This window comes from Rhizobium sp. R711 (genome assembly GCF_002211365.1).
Lineage (GTDB): Bacteria > Pseudomonadota > Alphaproteobacteria > Rhizobiales > Rhizobiaceae > Rhizobium.
Genome location: NZ_LOKZ01000035.1, coordinates 60,091 through 75,487, shown reverse-complemented (window position 1 = coordinate 75,487; position 15,397 = coordinate 60,091). Strand labels below are relative to the sequence as shown.

Sequence of the window (15,397 nt, the reverse complement as noted above, 5' to 3'; positions counted from 1 at the left end):
TCCTATGTTTAAGCAGAAGCTTGTTCTAGGGTGTGACGGAGAATCATAGGAAATAGGAGATTGTGAACGCATGCTTCATCATATCTCTTTTGGCGTCTCAAACATCGAACGCTCGGCGGCGTTCTATGACGCCGCTCTTGCTCCCCTCGGTTTTACTCGTGTTTGGGAGGATCTGAGGCCCGGAGAAGCTGATCAGGCTGTCGGCTACGGAATTGCTGGTGGCGGCGATAAGTTTGCGATCAAATTATGCCCAGAGGGCCAGCGCGCCCCGGGTCCCGGCTTTCATCTAGCCTTCGTCTCCACGAGTAGACGAGCGGTCGCCAACTTTCATGAGGCGGCCATCGCACACGGAGGCATTGATAACGGGTCGCCTGGTCTTCGTGCTCACTACGGACCACATTACTTCGCGGCCTTCGTGGTCGACCCAGATGGTCACCATATTGAAGCCGTTTTCAATTCTCCCGACTAGTCGCAAGAAAAGTCAACGTGGCAGTGGGAGCTTCGCGCTTCTCCGGTTGATGACGACGCCGGACTAGCCAGCGGCGCCGACACCGAAGGCTGCCGGGCGTCCAAGCACCCGGAAGACGGTCGAGACGATCCCGGCGCGGTCGAGACCGGCATGGGCGTTCATCACCTCAGGCTTTGCCTGTTCCATCCACAGGTCGGGCATGACAAGCGAGCGGATCTTCAGGCCGTTGTCGAGGAGACCGTCCATCGCCAGGAACTGCATGACCTGGCTGCCGAAGCCGCCGATTGCGCCTTCCTCGACAGTGATCAGAATCTCGTGGTGGCGGGCGAGCTGGCGGATCAGATCGTGATCCAGCGGTTTGGCAAAGCGCGCATCGGCAACCGTCGTTGAAAGGCCGGCCGCATCCAGGTCCTCGGCCGCAAGCAGACAGTCGGCCAGGCGGGTCCCGAAGGAGAGCAGTGCCACCTTCGCGCCTTCCTTGACAATGCGGCCCTTGCCGATCTTCAGAATCTCGCCGCGCACCGGCATCTCGATGCCGACGCCTTCGCCACGCGGATAGCGGAACGAGATCGGACCGGCGTCATAGGCCGCCGCCGTTCGCACCATGTGTTTCAGTTCGGCCTCATCGGCCGCTGCCATGACCACGAAGCCCGGCAGGGTCGCCAGGAACGTCGTATCGAACGAGCCGGCATGGGTCGGTCCGTCGGCGCCGACGAAGCCGGCGCGATCGATCGGGAAGCGAACCGGCAGGCCCTGGATCGCGACGTCGTGCACCACCTGGTCGTAGGCGCGCTGCAGGAAGGTTGAGTAAAGCGCGGCAAACGGCTTGAAACCTTCGGCAGCGAGACCGGCCGCAAACGTCACCGCATGCTGCTCGGCGATGCCGACATCGAAACAGCGGGCCGGGAAGACGCTTGCGAGCTTGTCGAGGCCGGTCCCGTTCGGCATGGCGGCGGTGATACCGACGATCTTGTCATCGAGCTCGGCTTCCTGCACCAGGGCTTCGGCGAATACGCTCGTGTAGCTCGGTGCGTTCGGCTTCACCTTCGCCTGCGCGCCGGTGATGACGTCGAACTTGTTGACGCCGTGATACTTGTCGGCCGCTGCTTCGGCTGGCGCATAGCCCTTGCCCTTCTGCGTCACGACATGGATCAGCACCGGGCCGTTCGCATTGTCCCGGACATTGCGCAGCACGGGCAGCAGGTGTTCGAAGGAGTGACCGTCGATCGGGCCGATGTGGTAAAAACCCATCTCCTCGAACATGGTCCCGCCGGTCACGTAGCCCCGCGCATGCTCGACGGCGCGGGTGATGGCGCGGTCGACGTTCTTGCCGAGATATGCCGTCAGCTTCTTGCCGAAATCGCGGAAGCCCATGTAGGTGCGCCCGGACGCGAGGCGCGCAAGATAGGCGCTCATCGCGCCGGTCGGCGGCGCAATCGACATGTCGTTGTCGTTGAGGATGACGATCAGCCGGGCGTCGAGTGCGCCGGCATTGTTGAGCGCCTCATAAGCCATGCCGGCCGACATCGCGCCGTCGCCGATCACGGCGATCACGCGGCGGTCGGTCTTGTCGAGATCGGAGGCCACCGCCATGCCGAGGCCAGCGGAAATCGACGTCGAGGAGTGAGCGGCGCCGAAGGGGTCGTATTCGCTTTCGGCGCGACGCGTGAAGCCGGAAAGGCCGTCCTCCTGGCGCAGCGTGCGGATACGGTCGCGACGACCGGTGAGGATCTTGTGCGGGTAGCACTGATGCCCGACATCGAAGATCAGTCGGTCGTCAGGCGTGTTGAACACGTTGTGGATGGCGATCGTCAATTCCACGACGCCGAGGCCGGCGCCCAGATGCCCGCCGGTCTTGGATACCGCATCGATCATCTCGTCGCGGACCTCGCGCGCAAGCTGCGGCAGGTCGCGATCCTCCAGCTTTCGGAGGTCGGCTGGATAGGCAACCTTGTCCAGCAGCGGCGTCTTCGGCGGTTGTGTCACGGGCGGGCACTCTTTCTTGTCTTTCTTGGGCAGGATGCCTTTAAGCCATAAATTGCGGTGAAAAAAGTCGATTTCAAGAACGGCTGAAACTCCTCTCTAAAGGAGATCAGCCTTCCGGCAAAGGTATGAATTCTTCTTCGTCCCCCGGAACAATGTCAAATTTGCCCGTTCGCCACTCTTCCTTTGCCTTTTCGATGCGCTCTTTCGAGGAGGAAACGAAGTTCCACCAGATGTAGCGTTTCGAGTTCAGCGCCGCTCCGCCGAACAGCATCAGATGACAGCCCTCTCTGCCGGCTTCGAGCGTGATCTGGTCGCCGGGGCGGAAGACCAGCAGCTGATCGGCGGCAAATCTGTCGCCGGATATAACGACTTCGCCTGATAGCACGTAGGCCGCCCGCTCTTCATGTCCCGCGGCGAAGGGGAACTTCACACCGGGTTCCAGACTGATATCGGCATAGAGCGTATCCGAAAACACCTTCACCGGCGAGGACATTCCCTCGAACGATCCGATGACGACGCGCCCGCGCACCCCGCGTTCGGCGATGACTGGCATGTCGCTCTTTTCGGTATGCGCAAAAGAGGGATCGATCTCCTCCTTGTCGTCGGGCAGCGCCAGCCAGGTCTGCAGGCCCGACATCAACAGCGGGTGTCCACGCAGATTATCAGGCGTGCGCTCGGAATGGACGATGCCGCGTCCAGCCGTCATCAGGTTGATGTCGCCGGGGCGAATGACCTTCTCGGTGCCGAGGCTGTCGAGGTGCCGGATCTCGCCGTCGAAGAGGTAGGTCACCGTCGAAAGCCCGATATGCGGGTGCGGCCGCACGTCGAGCGCCTCGTTCGGCTTCAGGATCGCCGGCCCCATGCGGTCGAAGAAGATGAACGGTCCGACGAGCCGCCGCTCCCGGGTCGGTAGCGCGCGCCGCACCTGGAAGCCACCGAGATCGCTGGTGCGCGGTATGATGAGATTTTCGATCGCGTCGCAGCTGAAAGCGTCGCCGGGCAGGGGGTCTTTACCGGGGAAGAAGGACATCGCAGATCTCCGATGAGCACGGGTTCTACGCTAGCCCGATTGATGATGGCGGACTAGGAAAACTTATCGCCCGAACGGCGACGCTCTGTTCAGGATGATGACGATTTCGCTGGAGGTTTGCTTATGCGCCGTCCAGCGGCTCGACGCCCTGGGGTTTGCCTGATCGGTCGAGGCGGATCTTCTCGATGCGGTTTTCGGCGGCCGAAAGCAGTGTTTCGCAATGCTTCTTCAGCGCTTCGCCGCGCTCGTAGATCTCGATCGATTCGTCCAGCGCCACGTCCCCGCGTTCGAGGCGGGCCACGATGCTTTCGAGTTCGGCGACGGCCTTCTCGAAGGAAAGACCGGAAACCTCCGGCTTGGCGCTGTCAGTCATACTCAACCCTTCATCATTCTGAGAATATGCAGGCCAGCCGACTCGGCGAGGCCTTCGAGATCATAGCCGCCTTCCAGCAGGCTGACGACCCGGTTTGCGGCACTTTTGTCGGCCACCTCGAGCAATCGCCCGGTCGCCCAGTCGAAATCCTCGCCGACCAGATTAATCTGCGCCAGCGGATCGCGGTGATGCGCATCGAAACCGGCGGAGATGATGATCAGGTCCGGGCGGAAGTCGAAGAGTGCCGGCAACACCCGCGATTTGAACGCCTCACGGAACTGATCGCTGCCGACATTCGGCGATAAGGGCGCGTTGACGATGGTGCCGTGCTTGCCGCTCTCCTCTTTCGCGCCGGTCCCGGGGTAAAGCGGCATCTGGTGCGTTGAGCAGAAGAGCACGGAAGGATCGTCCCAGAAAATATCCTGGGTGCCATTGCCGTGGTGCACGTCCCAGTCGACGATTGCCACGCGCTCCGCGCCATGCACCTTCTGCGCATGGCGGGCGGCAATGGCGGCATTGTTGAAGAAGCAGAACCCCATCGCCGTTGTTTTTTCGGCATGGTGGCCGGGCGGCCGGGCCGCAACGAAGACGTTGTCCGCCTTGCCGGTGAAGACGTCATCGACAGCGGCCATCGCGCCGCCGATCCCTGTCAGCGCCGCTTCGAAGCTCTTTCTGCTGGCATAGGTATCGGCGTCGAGCTGATTGATCTCGCCATCCTCTTCCGGCACCTGGCGCAGCACCGAAAGCAGGTGCTCCTCGGGATGCGCAAGCAGCACGGCTTCTTCGGCGGCCTGCGGAGCGCGCTTGCGATCAAGCCCCGCAAAGTTCGGATGCTCCAGCGCCACGTTGATCGCCCGCAGGCGGTCGGACCGCTCGGGATGGCCGGCGGGCGTTACGTGTTCCAGGAAAATCGGGTGCTCGTAAAGGCGGGTGCTCATGGGATCACTCTATCTTTCCCTCCCGTCATGATCCACAGCAGATGGGGCTCGATGCGCCGATTTCAACAAGCGCGCGCGTTGCTCCTCGCACCGGTCCTCCCGTTTACTTCGGTCGGCCTCGCGGCTAGTCTGAGGGGAGGGGGAAATTGGTAGAAAGATCAATGAACGAGGTCACGCGCACCGTTGAGATGAATGTGCCGTTCCGCGATGTCGACATGAACGGCCAGGTATTTTTGGGCTCCTATATTTCCTATGCCGAGTCCGTGCTGGCGACCTTCTGGTCGTCGAGGCCACGGTTGCAGGACGAACCGCTTTACATCGCCAGCAAGGTGACCTGCATTCTCCATCGGCCGCTGCATTACGATGAGCGGGTCGTGTTCACTGCGTCGGTGGACAAGATCGGTGTGCGTTCGGTTGGCTTCATCATTGCAGCCGACATTGGCGATGAGCGCTCTGCCGAGGTCGAGATCATCTGGCAGGCGCGCTCACGCGAAGATCGTTCGCCAGTCCCGCTTCCCGAAGTCACGCGCGACTGGCTTTATGGTTTCGTCGATTAGCTGCGCACCGGCAGCAAGGGATAGCCGACCATGACGGCACGGCCGACAAGCGCTGCAACGAGCGCCTTGATGACGTCACCGGGGATAAACGCCATTGAGCCAAGGAAGGCCTTGGAGAGGCCAAGCTGGGCGGCGAACGCCAGATAGAAGATGCCGCAGGCATAGAGAACGACGATGCCACCGATCATCGCAGCAAGGAAGAAGCCGACCGTCTGTACCAGCGCCGATTGCTCTGACTTGACCAGCCGCTCGCTGAGATAACCGGTGACGAAAGCCGCCAATACCCAGCCGATCAGAAAGCCGGTGGTCGGTGCGGCGAAGGCTGCCAGCCCGCCACGACCGCCGGAAAGCACGGGAAGGCCGATTGCAACAAGCACGAGGACGATGAGGACGGCAATCGTACTGCGGCGCGCGCCGAGCACGACACCCGCCATCATCACGCCGAGCGACTGCGCCGTGATCGGCACCGGAATGAAGCCGAGCGTGATCGGCGGCAGAATGCCGAGCGCGACGATGATGGCCGCGAAGAGGGCGGAGAGAACGAGGTCGCGAGTGCTCATGCAGGGCTCCTGTTAGCGAGTTCTCAATTGAGATGCCGCCGAACGCCGCGCGCGTCAATTGCCGCCGCAATGTTATCCGCATCCCTCAGCGTCAGAATGACCAGCGGCACGAGCACGGTCGTTGGTCGTACCTTGATGCCACGAGCCGCGTGCGCCTCGCGGATGGCACTGTAACGATCGAGGATTTCGGGTACAAAACGGACGACGAGCCCGACAGCAAGGCCGACATCGTTGGCCCGGAGAAGTCCGAGGCGCTCCAGCGGTCGTGCCAGAAGTGTAATCTCATCAATGAATTGCGCAATTGTGGTCGTTGCTGTCACGGCGGCAGCAAACAGCATCAATGCGGTCAGGCGCAGCAGGGCGACGATTGCGACATGCCAGGGATTGAAGGCCAGACTGAACAACGCCACAATGACGATCGTCAGGAAGACCGGCTTCAGCCGCGCAAGCGCGGATCGTCCCGGAAGGCCGATGCTGAAGTAGATCGCGGCCGTGGCGACCACCGCCAAGGCAAGCAGCAGGAGATTCGTCGAAAGGAAGAGCACGACGCCGAGGGCGGCAAGCGCAAGCAGCTTGGCGCGAGCCGAAACCCGATGCATGGCGCTGTTGCCTTCGACGAAAAGCGACTTCATCGGCTGGCGATCTCCCTGTAGCAACGGATCGCTTCTCCAGCAGGCGCGTCGGCAACGAGATTGCCCTCATGGAAAACCAGCACCCGCTCGTAGTCGGCGACCAACTCCAGATCGTGGCTGATGACGATCGCGTTCTCGGGAAGGCTTTCCACCAGCCTCTGCACGAGACCGCGGTTCTTGAGGTCCAGTTGGTTGGTCGGCTCGTCCAAAATGAGAATGTCTGGACCGGTGACCAGCACGGAACACAGGGCGGCAAGTTGGAGTTCTCCGCCCGAAAGCTCGTGCGCCCGGCGCTCAGCTAGATGGGCGGCGCTGAAACGCTGCAGGACCGCCTCCACCTTAGCCTCTATTTCCGCCGGCTTGTAGCCGCGGCTCTTCAGCCCGAAGGCGATGTCATCACGCACGATGGGCAGAATGATCTGGTTTTGCGGAGACTGGAAGATGAAGCCGACATCGGTGAGAACGGCCTTGGCGTCGGCCGTATCGCGGCCGTTGACGATCACGCGTCCGACACTCGGCTTGGTCAGGCCGTTGATGAGGCGCGCAAAGGTCGTCTTGCCCGAGCCGTTGAGGCCGATGATGCCGATGCGCTTTTCGTTGAGTTGCAGCGTCACGGGCGCCAGCGCGACACGTGCACCATAGCTGACCCCTGCTCCTTCGAAACGGATATCCACCTGGTTCCTCGTGAATTGAGAGGCCGTTCTATAACGAATTTCGCACTTTGAAAGCTCAAAATCTCGCAATGAATGTTGGTTGCTCCTTCCTGACTGGTCCCCTCAAACTTATCGGGTGGCTAGGAACATTTTCCGGCCTATGATGCGCTATGACGAATCTCGTTTCGAATTCCGATGCCCGCCGCATATTCCTCGCCAAGCAGGGCCTGAGCGCGCCGCCGAACAAGGCGCTGACGAAAGCCGGCCTGCTGGAGCTTATCCACGAACTCGGTTTCGTGCAGGTGGACAGCATCCAGACGGTGGAGCGGGCGCATCACCAGATCCTGTTTTCCCGCAACCAGACCTACAAGCGCGAGCACCTGACGGCACTGCTGGAGAAAGAGGGCTCGCTCTTCGAGCACTGGACGCATGACGCCTCCATCCTGCCGAGCGCATTCTTCAAATATTGGAAGCACAAGTTCCGTCACGAGGAAGAAGCCATCATCGAGCGCTGGCGCAAATGGCGCGGCGAGGGCTTCGAGCATGCCTTCGATGAAACCTATGAGCGGGTCGTCCGCGACGGCGCGATCATGGCGCGTGAGATCAAGGCGGATGGGCATGTTTCCGGCGGCTGGTGGAACTGGCACCCGAACAAGACGGCGCTGGAGTATTTCTGGCATACAGGTAAGTTCGCGATCGCCGGCCGCTCAAATTTCCAGAAGATCTATGATCTGGTCGAGCGCGTCATCCCGGCGGAATATCGCGAGCCTCAGGTCAGCCGTGAGGAGTTTGTCGACTGGGCCTGCCGCAGTGCGCTGACGCGGTTGGGCTTTGCCACGCATGGCGAGATTGCCGCTTTCTGGGATCTGCTGTCGCCCGATGAAGCGAAAACCTGGGTCAACGCGCATCGCGACGAGTTGACCGAGGTGCTGATCGAGCCGGCGCTTGGTGGCAAGTCGCGCCCATCCTGGGCCTTCCCGGATCTGCTCACGAGCCTTCAGGACTATCCCGAGGCGCCCCCGCGCGTGCGTGTGCTCAGCCCCTTCGATCCGATGATCCGCGACCGTAATCGCACTGAACGCCTCTTCGGCTTCTTTTATCGCATTGAAGTATTCGTGCCAGAGCCGAAGCGCGAATACGGCTACTACGTTTTCCCGCTTCTGGAAGGTGACAAGCTGATCGGCCGCATCGACATGAAGGCAGATCGCAAAGGCGGAACGCTGGACGTCAAGCGGCTATGGTTGGAGCCGGGCGTAAAGGCTGCGGTCGGGCGACTGGAAAGGCTGCATGCCGAACTGGAGCGCGTGGCAAAGTTTGCGGGACTGGCGAAGGTCGTGCTGCTGGATGCGTGGTACACGAAGAGCTAGATGAAAGGCTGGACACAGCGATGCTCGCTTCCGTCAAGGTTCGCCGTATTCTTCGATTTCTTTCAGTGGTCGTCGCGCTGGCCGGATGCGCTGCGGCCTACGTCGCATATCTCAAGAGCCACATCACCTCGATCAGCCCCGACGGTATTGTTTCTCTGGGAAACTATCGGATGCTGCGCGATCCGCATTACGATATCGCACTTGGGTTACTGCGCGCCCTCGAAAGATGGCCGGATGCTGAAAGCTGTGCGCAGCAGGACTCCTTCGAGATCGATTGGAGCCGTTTCCGTACGGAGTGGGATGCGCAAATCTGTCTATTCCGGATGCTGGATACTTTGGGAGGTCCGGAGCAAGGGGCCGCTTGGCTGAGCGCGCAGCATCTGAAGTACAACGATAACACGCGCATTCTACCAAACGGTTCCGATCGCACGCTCAGCTTTGGATGCACTGAACATACCGAGAGCTGTAGCAGCCTTATAGCGCAGTGGCAGCGCTGGTATTACATTCTGCAGCCTTATGCGTACGACTTCTCGATAACCTATCGCAACGATCGTCTTGTCCATATTGAGATCTTTGCCAATACTATCTAGCTGAAACTCAGCAAATCTCCGTTGTGGTGATTTTGATCCCGAAGCCCTCGAGGCCGACGTAGTGACGCTCGCGGCTGGTGAGCAGCTTGATGGAGCTGACGCCGAGGTCCTTGAGGATTTGCGCACCGAGACCGATCTCCAGCCATTCGCTTTCGCGGCTCTTGGCTTCGGCGTGGGATTCGCGGCCCTGGCTGCGCGTCTTGCGCCCGTTGTCGTAATGGCCGACGCCGACGGAACCTTCGCGGAGATAGACGATGATACCGCGGCCTTCCTCGGCGATCTTCTGCATGTAGTGATCGACCGGGCTGCGCTTGCCGAAGAGGTCCTCCGCGACATTTTCAGGGTGCAGGCGGACTGGAATATCGATGCCGTCGCGAATGTCGCCAAAGACGACGGCGAGGTGCTGCATCGGATCCCAGGGGAGCGAGTAGGTATGGGCCTTGGCCTTGCCGAAAGGCGTTTCGATGTCGAAGCTGGCGCCGAGTTCGATCAAGGTTTCCTTGCGCTGGCGATAGGCAATGAGATCGGCGACCGAGACGAGCTTCAGCCCGTGTTTTGCGGCGAAGTCGACCACCTGCGGGCCACGCGTGACGGTGCCGTCGTCATTGACAAGCTCGCAGATCACGCCGACCGGCGGCAGCCCGGCAAGCTTGCAGAGATCAACCGCGGCTTCCGTATGGCCGGAGCGCATCAGCACGCCGCCCTCGCGAGCGACGAGCGGGAAGATGTGGCCGGGACGGACGAAATCTGCCGGGCCGACATTGGGGTTCGCCAGATTGCGGACCGTCAGCGTGCGGTCGTCGGCGGAAATGCCCGTCGTCGTGCCATGCTTGAAATCGACCGAAACGGTGAAGGCGGTCGTATGGGCCGAATCGTTTTCGGCAACCATCGCATTCAGGTTGAGCCGGCGGGCCTCCTCCTTGGGCATCGGCGTGCAGACGATGCCGGAGGTGTGACGCACGATAAAAGCCATCTTCTCCGCGGTGCAGTGAACAGCCGCAACGATCAGGTCGCCTTCGTTCTCGCGGTCGTCGTCATCCATCACCACGACGATTTCGCCGGCCTCGAAGGCTCGGATGGCATCGACGACGCGCTTTTGATCATAAGGCATGTCAGTGTTCCTATTTCAGTCGGCCGGTCTGGCCGCGGTCACGGAGGTAATGGTCGGCGACGGCGCAGGCGACCATCGCTTCGCCGATCGGCACGGCGCGAATGCCGACGCACGGATCGTGCCGCCCCTTGGTGCGAATATCGACATTGTTCCCATCGGCATCGATCGACCGGCGCTCGGTCAGGATCGATGACGTCGGCTTGATGGCAAAACGCGCGATAAGAGGCTGACCGGTCGAGATGCCGCCGAGGATGCCGCCGGCCTTGTTCGACAGGAACAATGGCTTGCCGTCATTGCCCATGCGCATCTCATCGGCGTTTTCCTCGCCGGTGATCTCAGCGGCTTCGAAGCCGTTGCCGATTTCGACGCCCTTGACGGCGTTGATCGACATCAGCAGCGAGGCGATGTCTTGGTCGAGCTTGCCATAGATCGGGGCGCCGAGACCTACCGGCACGCCTTCGGCCACTACCTCGACGACAGCGCCGATCGAAGAGCCGTTCTTGCGGATGCCATCGAGATATTCTTCCCACACGGGAACGATCGCGGCATCCGGCGCGAAGAAGGGATTCTGGTCGACCTGATCCCAATCCCAGTTCTGGCGGTTGATCTTGTGTTTGCCGATCTGCACCAGAGCGCCGCGCACCTTGACCCCGGGCACAACAAGACGAGCAATGCCGCCTGCTGCTACGCGCGCCGCCGTTTCGCGGGCCGACGAGCGGCCGCCGCCGCGATAGTCGCGAATGCCGTACTTTACATCGTAGGTGTAGTCGGCATGGCCAGGCCGGTACTGTCGTGCGATCTCGCCGTAATCCTTGGAGCGCTGGTCGGTGTTCTCGATCATCATCGAGATCGGCGTGCCAGTCGTGATCATCGTCTCGCCGTCGGCGTCCAGCATGACGCCGGACAGCACCTTGACCAGATCAGCCTCGCGACGCTGCGTCACAAAGCGCGACTGGCCGGGCTTTCGCTTGTCGAGCCAGATCTGAATGTCCTCGAGCTTGAAGAGCAGACCGGGTGGGCAGCCGTCGACGACGCAGCCAAGCGCCGGCCCGTGGCTTTCGCCCCAGGTGGTTACACGGAAGAGATGACCGAATGTGTTATGCGACATGTGTCCCGACCGGATCGCGCCAACCGGTCGTCACCGGCGGCGTCCTTCATCTGAAAAATGCGCGACACTCATAGGCCAAAAAAACGCAGCGGCAAAAGCCTTTCTTTGCTCGAAACCGTCAACGAAAGGAAATGGTGTTTCCGCTGATTGTAAACGATGGTGTCAGGAGGCGATACGCCAGGAACTTCCGGCCGCCATTTGCGCGAAGTCCTCGAAAGAAAGCGGGCGGGAGAATGCGTAGCCCTGCAACAGGTCACAGCCGAGCTCGTTGAGGAGGGCGGCATGCGACGCCGTTTCGACGCCTTCCGCCACCGTTTCGACACCAAGCGAGCGGGCGATGTCGATGATCGAGCTGACCAGCGCGCGCTCCTGCGGCGAATTCATCACCGGTTGAACCAGCTGCCGGTCGATCTTGAGCCGCTTCGGCTTGAGCTTGAGGAGGCTGACGATCGAGGTATGACCGGTCCCGAAATCATCAATCTCGATGTCGATCCCAAGCGCCTTGATCTGATCGAGGTTATGAGCGGCCACATCCTCGCTCTCGTCGAGAAAGATCGATTCGACCAGCTCGAAGGACAGCTCACCGGGGCGGATCTGCAGGCCGCGCAGTGACTCTGCGAGGGTTTCGTCATGCAGCCGTCGTGCCGAAACGTTGACCGAGATCTTCGGAACGGAAATGCCCCTTGCCGTCCAGCGCATCTTGTCCTTCAGCGCGGTGTCGAGAACGATACGGTCAAGCGTTTGGACGACGTTGATCTCGTCGGCGATCTTCAGGAATTTGTCCGGCGTCAGCAGTCCCCGGGACGGATGCTGCCAACGAACCAGGGCTTCGACGCCGGTGAGTTGCATCGTGCGTGCTGAGAACTGCGGCTGATACCAGGCGGTGAACTCGCCGTTCTCGATGCCGGCAAGAATCTCGTCGGCCAGGCGCTTGTTGTTGATGATGTCGGCCTGGAGATTGTGATTGAAGAATTCGTAGCGGTTCCGCCCCTGGCTCTTGGCGCGGTAGAGGGCGATGTCGGCATTGATCAGCACCTTGCGAGCATCGACGTGCACGCCATTCGCAAGCGCGATTCCGATGGAGACGCCGCAACGGCAGGCGAATCCCTCGAAGTCGATCGGCTGGCGCATCTGCTCGATGATCCGGCCGGCAAGGGCAGACATAACCGCATCGCTGGCGTTGTGTGCCAGGATCACGAACTCATCGCCACCGATGCGCGCTACGAGGTCATCTCCGCGCAGGTTCCTCGACAGCACGCGCGACGCATGGATCAGCATCGCATCGCCGGCGGCATGACCGAGTGTGTCGTTGATCTCCTTGAACCTGTCGAGGTCGATGTGGAGGATTGCGAATTTCTGCCGCTCGCTCCGGCCGTCGAGCGTCAGGTTCTCAAGTGCGATATCAAGTTTGCGGCGGTTGGCGAGCGCCGTCAGCGGGTCGTGCAGCGAGTTGTGCTCGATGCGGTTCTTGGCAAGCTCGAGCTCGATATTCTTGGCGATCGCCTCGTCCTTGGCAGCCTTGAGCTGCGCTGTCATCAGCGCATCCTCGGTAACATCGAATGCAACGCCGATGATCTTCTGGTGACCGCTCGGGGTTTGGTGAACTTTACCCGTCGAGCGAACGTAGCGGATCGAGCCGTCCTCGGTCGGAACGCGACAGATCAGGGTATGAGTGTCACCGACCTGCTTGAAATGGCGGGCGCTTTCGAGGGCCAAGTCGCGATCTTCAGGCAGAATGCAGGAAAGCCAGACCGGTTCGGTCATGAAACCGGCTCTTGGCGTCAGCCCGTAAAGCTCGTGCATTCGCTCGTCCCAGATGGAGCCCTCGTCGTCGAGCGTCGCTTCCCAGATCCCGCATTGATAGGAGTCGAGCGCCAGATCGAGCTTGCCGGAGAGCTCGGAAAGCTCGGCCTCGCGTCGTGACAGTTCGTCCAGCGCCATCTCCAGCTCGGCATTCTTGATGTCGCTGACATCCTTTGCCTTGCGTAGGATTTCGGCCGCTTCCGCGTCGGCTGTGACGTCCCAGACGATGCCGATAGTCTTTTCGTCGCCTGCCGCGTCCGTGTAGAAGGAGCCGATGGAGCGCAGGTGCCGGACAGTGCCGCCCTCGGCTGTGACCCGGTATTGTGTTTCGTAGGCGGAGCCGGCGACGTTGTAGTTGAAAAAGTGGACTTCCGCGATGTGCCGGTCTTCGGCGACGATCGCAGCAAGCCAGTCTTCCAGCGAATGACTGCCGTCTTCCGCGGGTTTGCCGTGCAGTGCTGAGGCCCGGGCGTCCCAGAACAGGGTGTGGCCGTGCTCGTGCAGCTCCCATATCCCGATATTCGACGATTCCAATGCCAGATTGAGGCGCTGCGACAGCTTCAGCAGCGTCGCCTCGCGCACCTTGAGCTGGGCAATATTGCGATTGCGCTCGCCGAGCAGCAAGGTCGCAAAGAAGACCGGGATGATCGTGATACAGGCGGCGGCCGCGATGATCAGGCGAAGCGTTGACTGGTTCTCGGGAACGGCGTTCCAGCCCGTCTTCGGGACCGCCGCAATCTGCCAGCGCCCGCCGGCAAAAGCGACCTTTCGCGTTATCGGTTGCTTTTCGCGCAGATCCTGTGCGCCGAAAAAGGGCGTGGCCGAGTCTGCCATGGAGAGGTCGCGCACCGCGATCGAGAGGTGATCGAGGTGCGGATACTTCTCCTGATTCTCGCTGTTGCGCGCCGGCTGCAAGCCGGTGTTCTGATAGAACATGTCCGCATCGATCGTGACTTCGACTGCTCCCCAGACCCGCCGCTGCCCATTCTCTTTAATGAAAACGGGAAAGAAGATCGCGAAGGCCTCCGCACCATCGCCGGCGGCGATCGGTCCATAGAAGCGCGCCTGCTGGTCGCCGGTCGTGCGCATCACCGACTGACGCGCGGCAAGAATGTCGCGGACGTCTTTCCCGATTCGTCCTTTCCCGGCCTGTGGCGGATAGACGGCGCCGACGATGAAATCCGGTGCGACGGCAATATTCAGGAAGTGGGGGTTCTGGATGAGCAGCCAGTTGATCTGCCGCTCCATCTCCTCGGTATTCACGCTCGAACTGACCGCCACCATGTTGGCCAGGTCGCGTACGACGGTGATGTCCATGTTGATCTGCGCAGTCATCCGCGCCCGGATCAAACCTACTTCGTTTTCTGTCCGTATCGTCACTTCACGCCGATGAGCGGCAGTATTGGCACGGTCCAGCCCGAAGCCGACGATGACCACAACAATAGCAACGAGGCCGGAAACCAGGAGGGCGAGACGGGTATTCCTGAAGACGCGCCGCAATGTGTTGCTGTCTTTAAGGCGGAATAGCAAAACCCAGTCTCCCATGTTCGGGACGACTGTAGATAGAAGCAGTTAATTTACGATTGCCCGACCAATACCCTTTGCCGAATGTGGAAACGTACTGGAAATGCAACTTACGAACCGATGCCGTTATTGTTAAAATACTCTTCACCAATTTGACGCGGCAGGTCATTCTTCAGGGCAAATTTCGCCATATTCGGGAGGTTATCTGTGCGCAGTTGGATTATTGAGTCGTGTTTTCGAGGGAATGCTGTCATGCGCTTCGTAGTCGCTACGCTTTTGGCCACAGCCAGTTTCTTGTCGCCGATCAGCGGATTTGCGGAGAGCGCGGACGTCGAGGCGACGATCAAGAAGGTCGATATGACTAACCTCAGCCTCACGCTGGATGACGGAAAGACCTACCAGGCACCGGAAGAATTCAATTTCGAGGGACTGAAGGCGGGCGTGAAGGTTATCGTCTTCTACACCGAGGTCGATGGCAAACGTGTCATCAACGATCTCGATATCGTCCAATAAGCCAAACTGGGAATCATCGCGCCGCACTCGCCGTAGCCGCGATTTCCGCTTGCTCTGCTTTTCGCCAGCGCCTCGCCACGAACTCCCGCGCATACAACCTGAAAGATAGTAAAGCAGCGGAAATCGTCTCTCTCTTAACCATTGGTTGACAAGTCTCGGCCTGCTCGGAATATTGTTGCTGGG

15 protein-coding genes are annotated in these 15,397 nt (G+C 60.6%); 5 read left to right on the top strand and 10 right to left on the bottom strand.

Translation table 11 applies throughout. From position 1 onward, the window contains the following. Positions 1 to 70: 70 nt before the first annotated feature. A complete protein-coding gene (locus ATY80_RS22635) occupies positions 71 to 469 on the top strand; it encodes a VOC family protein (RefSeq protein ID WP_088694556.1) in 399 nt (132 codons plus the stop codon). Positions 470 to 532: 63 nt separating this feature from the next. On the opposite strand, the gene dxs is transcribed toward ATY80_RS22635, so the two are convergent. The 4 genes from dxs to ATY80_RS22615 all read right to left on the bottom strand — a co-directional run bounded on the left by dxs (position 533) and on the right by ATY80_RS22615 (position 4,796). Next, on the bottom strand, positions 533 to 2,455 hold the full coding sequence (gene dxs / locus ATY80_RS22630; protein WP_088694555.1) for a 1-deoxy-D-xylulose-5-phosphate synthase: 1,923 nt from the start codon (positions 2,453 to 2,455) through the stop codon (positions 533 to 535). Between the two features lie 106 nt (positions 2,456 to 2,561). Then, entirely contained in the window at positions 2,562 to 3,485 is a 924-nt protein-coding gene (locus ATY80_RS22625; RefSeq protein ID WP_088694554.1) for a pirin family protein, read from the bottom strand. Positions 3,486 to 3,606: 121 nt separating this feature from the next. Beyond that, complete coding sequence (locus tag ATY80_RS22620; protein WP_025582353.1) at positions 3,607 to 3,858, bottom strand: exodeoxyribonuclease VII small subunit; 252 nt, start codon at positions 3,856 to 3,858, stop codon at positions 3,607 to 3,609. A gap of 2 nt (positions 3,859 to 3,860) precedes the next feature. Next, the gene (locus ATY80_RS22615) at positions 3,861 to 4,796 is read right to left on the bottom strand and encodes a histone deacetylase family protein (protein ID WP_088694553.1); all 936 of its coding nucleotides are present in this window, start codon (positions 4,794 to 4,796) and stop codon (positions 3,861 to 3,863) included. A 161-nt stretch (positions 4,797 to 4,957) separates the two neighbouring features. Between ATY80_RS22615 and ATY80_RS22610 the strand changes: the two genes are divergently transcribed. Further along, the gene (locus ATY80_RS22610; protein ID WP_088694552.1) at positions 4,958 to 5,353 is read left to right on the top strand and encodes a hotdog domain-containing protein; all 396 of its coding nucleotides are present in this window, start codon (positions 4,958 to 4,960) and stop codon (positions 5,351 to 5,353) included. On the opposite strand, the gene ATY80_RS22605 is transcribed toward ATY80_RS22610, so the two are convergent. From ATY80_RS22605 to ATY80_RS22595, 3 genes are read right to left on the bottom strand one after another with little or no spacing between them, the layout of a single operon-like run. After that, entirely contained in the window at positions 5,350 to 5,913 is a 564-nt protein-coding gene (locus ATY80_RS22605; RefSeq protein WP_088694551.1) for a biotin transporter BioY, read from the bottom strand. The two genes, ATY80_RS22610 and ATY80_RS22605, sit on opposite strands and share 4 nt — an antisense overlap. Before the next feature lie 23 nt (positions 5,914 to 5,936). Next, positions 5,937 to 6,545 carry a CbiQ family ECF transporter T component gene (locus ATY80_RS22600; RefSeq protein ID WP_088694550.1) on the bottom strand — a complete coding sequence of 203 codons (609 nt, stop codon included), beginning with the start codon at positions 6,543 to 6,545 and terminating at the stop codon, positions 5,937 to 5,939. Beyond that, positions 6,542 to 7,219 (bottom strand): ABC transporter ATP-binding protein, encoded by a 678-nt coding sequence (locus ATY80_RS22595; RefSeq protein WP_088694549.1) that lies wholly within the window; start codon positions 7,217 to 7,219, stop codon positions 6,542 to 6,544. Before ATY80_RS22595 ends, ATY80_RS22600 begins: the two co-directional genes overlap by 4 nt. Before the next feature lie 149 nt (positions 7,220 to 7,368). Between ATY80_RS22595 and ATY80_RS22590 the strand changes: the two genes are divergently transcribed. Further along, positions 7,369 to 8,565, top strand: coding sequence for a winged helix-turn-helix domain-containing protein (locus ATY80_RS22590; RefSeq protein WP_088694548.1), 1,197 nt, complete (start codon positions 7,369 to 7,371; stop codon positions 8,563 to 8,565). Between the two features lie 20 nt (positions 8,566 to 8,585). Next, positions 8,586 to 9,155, top strand: coding sequence for a hypothetical protein (locus ATY80_RS22585; protein WP_088694547.1), 570 nt, complete (start codon positions 8,586 to 8,588; stop codon positions 9,153 to 9,155). Between the two features lie 7 nt (positions 9,156 to 9,162). On the opposite strand, the gene ribB is transcribed toward ATY80_RS22585, so the two are convergent. From ribB to ATY80_RS22570, 3 genes are all read right to left on the bottom strand, one after another. Beyond that, the gene (gene ribB, locus ATY80_RS22580; protein WP_088694546.1) at positions 9,163 to 10,266 is read right to left on the bottom strand and encodes a 3,4-dihydroxy-2-butanone-4-phosphate synthase; all 1,104 of its coding nucleotides are present in this window, start codon (positions 10,264 to 10,266) and stop codon (positions 9,163 to 9,165) included. Positions 10,267 to 10,276: 10 nt separating this feature from the next. Beyond that, positions 10,277 to 11,374 (bottom strand): chorismate synthase, encoded by a 1,098-nt coding sequence (gene aroC / locus ATY80_RS22575; protein ID WP_088694545.1) that lies wholly within the window; start codon positions 11,372 to 11,374, stop codon positions 10,277 to 10,279. Between the two features lie 162 nt (positions 11,375 to 11,536). Further along, positions 11,537 to 14,707 (bottom strand): EAL domain-containing protein, encoded by a 3,171-nt coding sequence (locus ATY80_RS22570; protein WP_088694544.1) that lies wholly within the window; start codon positions 14,705 to 14,707, stop codon positions 11,537 to 11,539. Positions 14,708 to 14,953: 246 nt separating this feature from the next. Here ATY80_RS22570 and ATY80_RS22565 point away from each other — a divergent pair, with 246 nt between their 5' ends. Then, positions 14,954 to 15,214, top strand: coding sequence for a DUF1344 domain-containing protein (locus ATY80_RS22565; protein WP_024314249.1), 261 nt, complete (start codon positions 14,954 to 14,956; stop codon positions 15,212 to 15,214). Positions 15,215 to 15,397 lie beyond the last annotated feature (183 nt).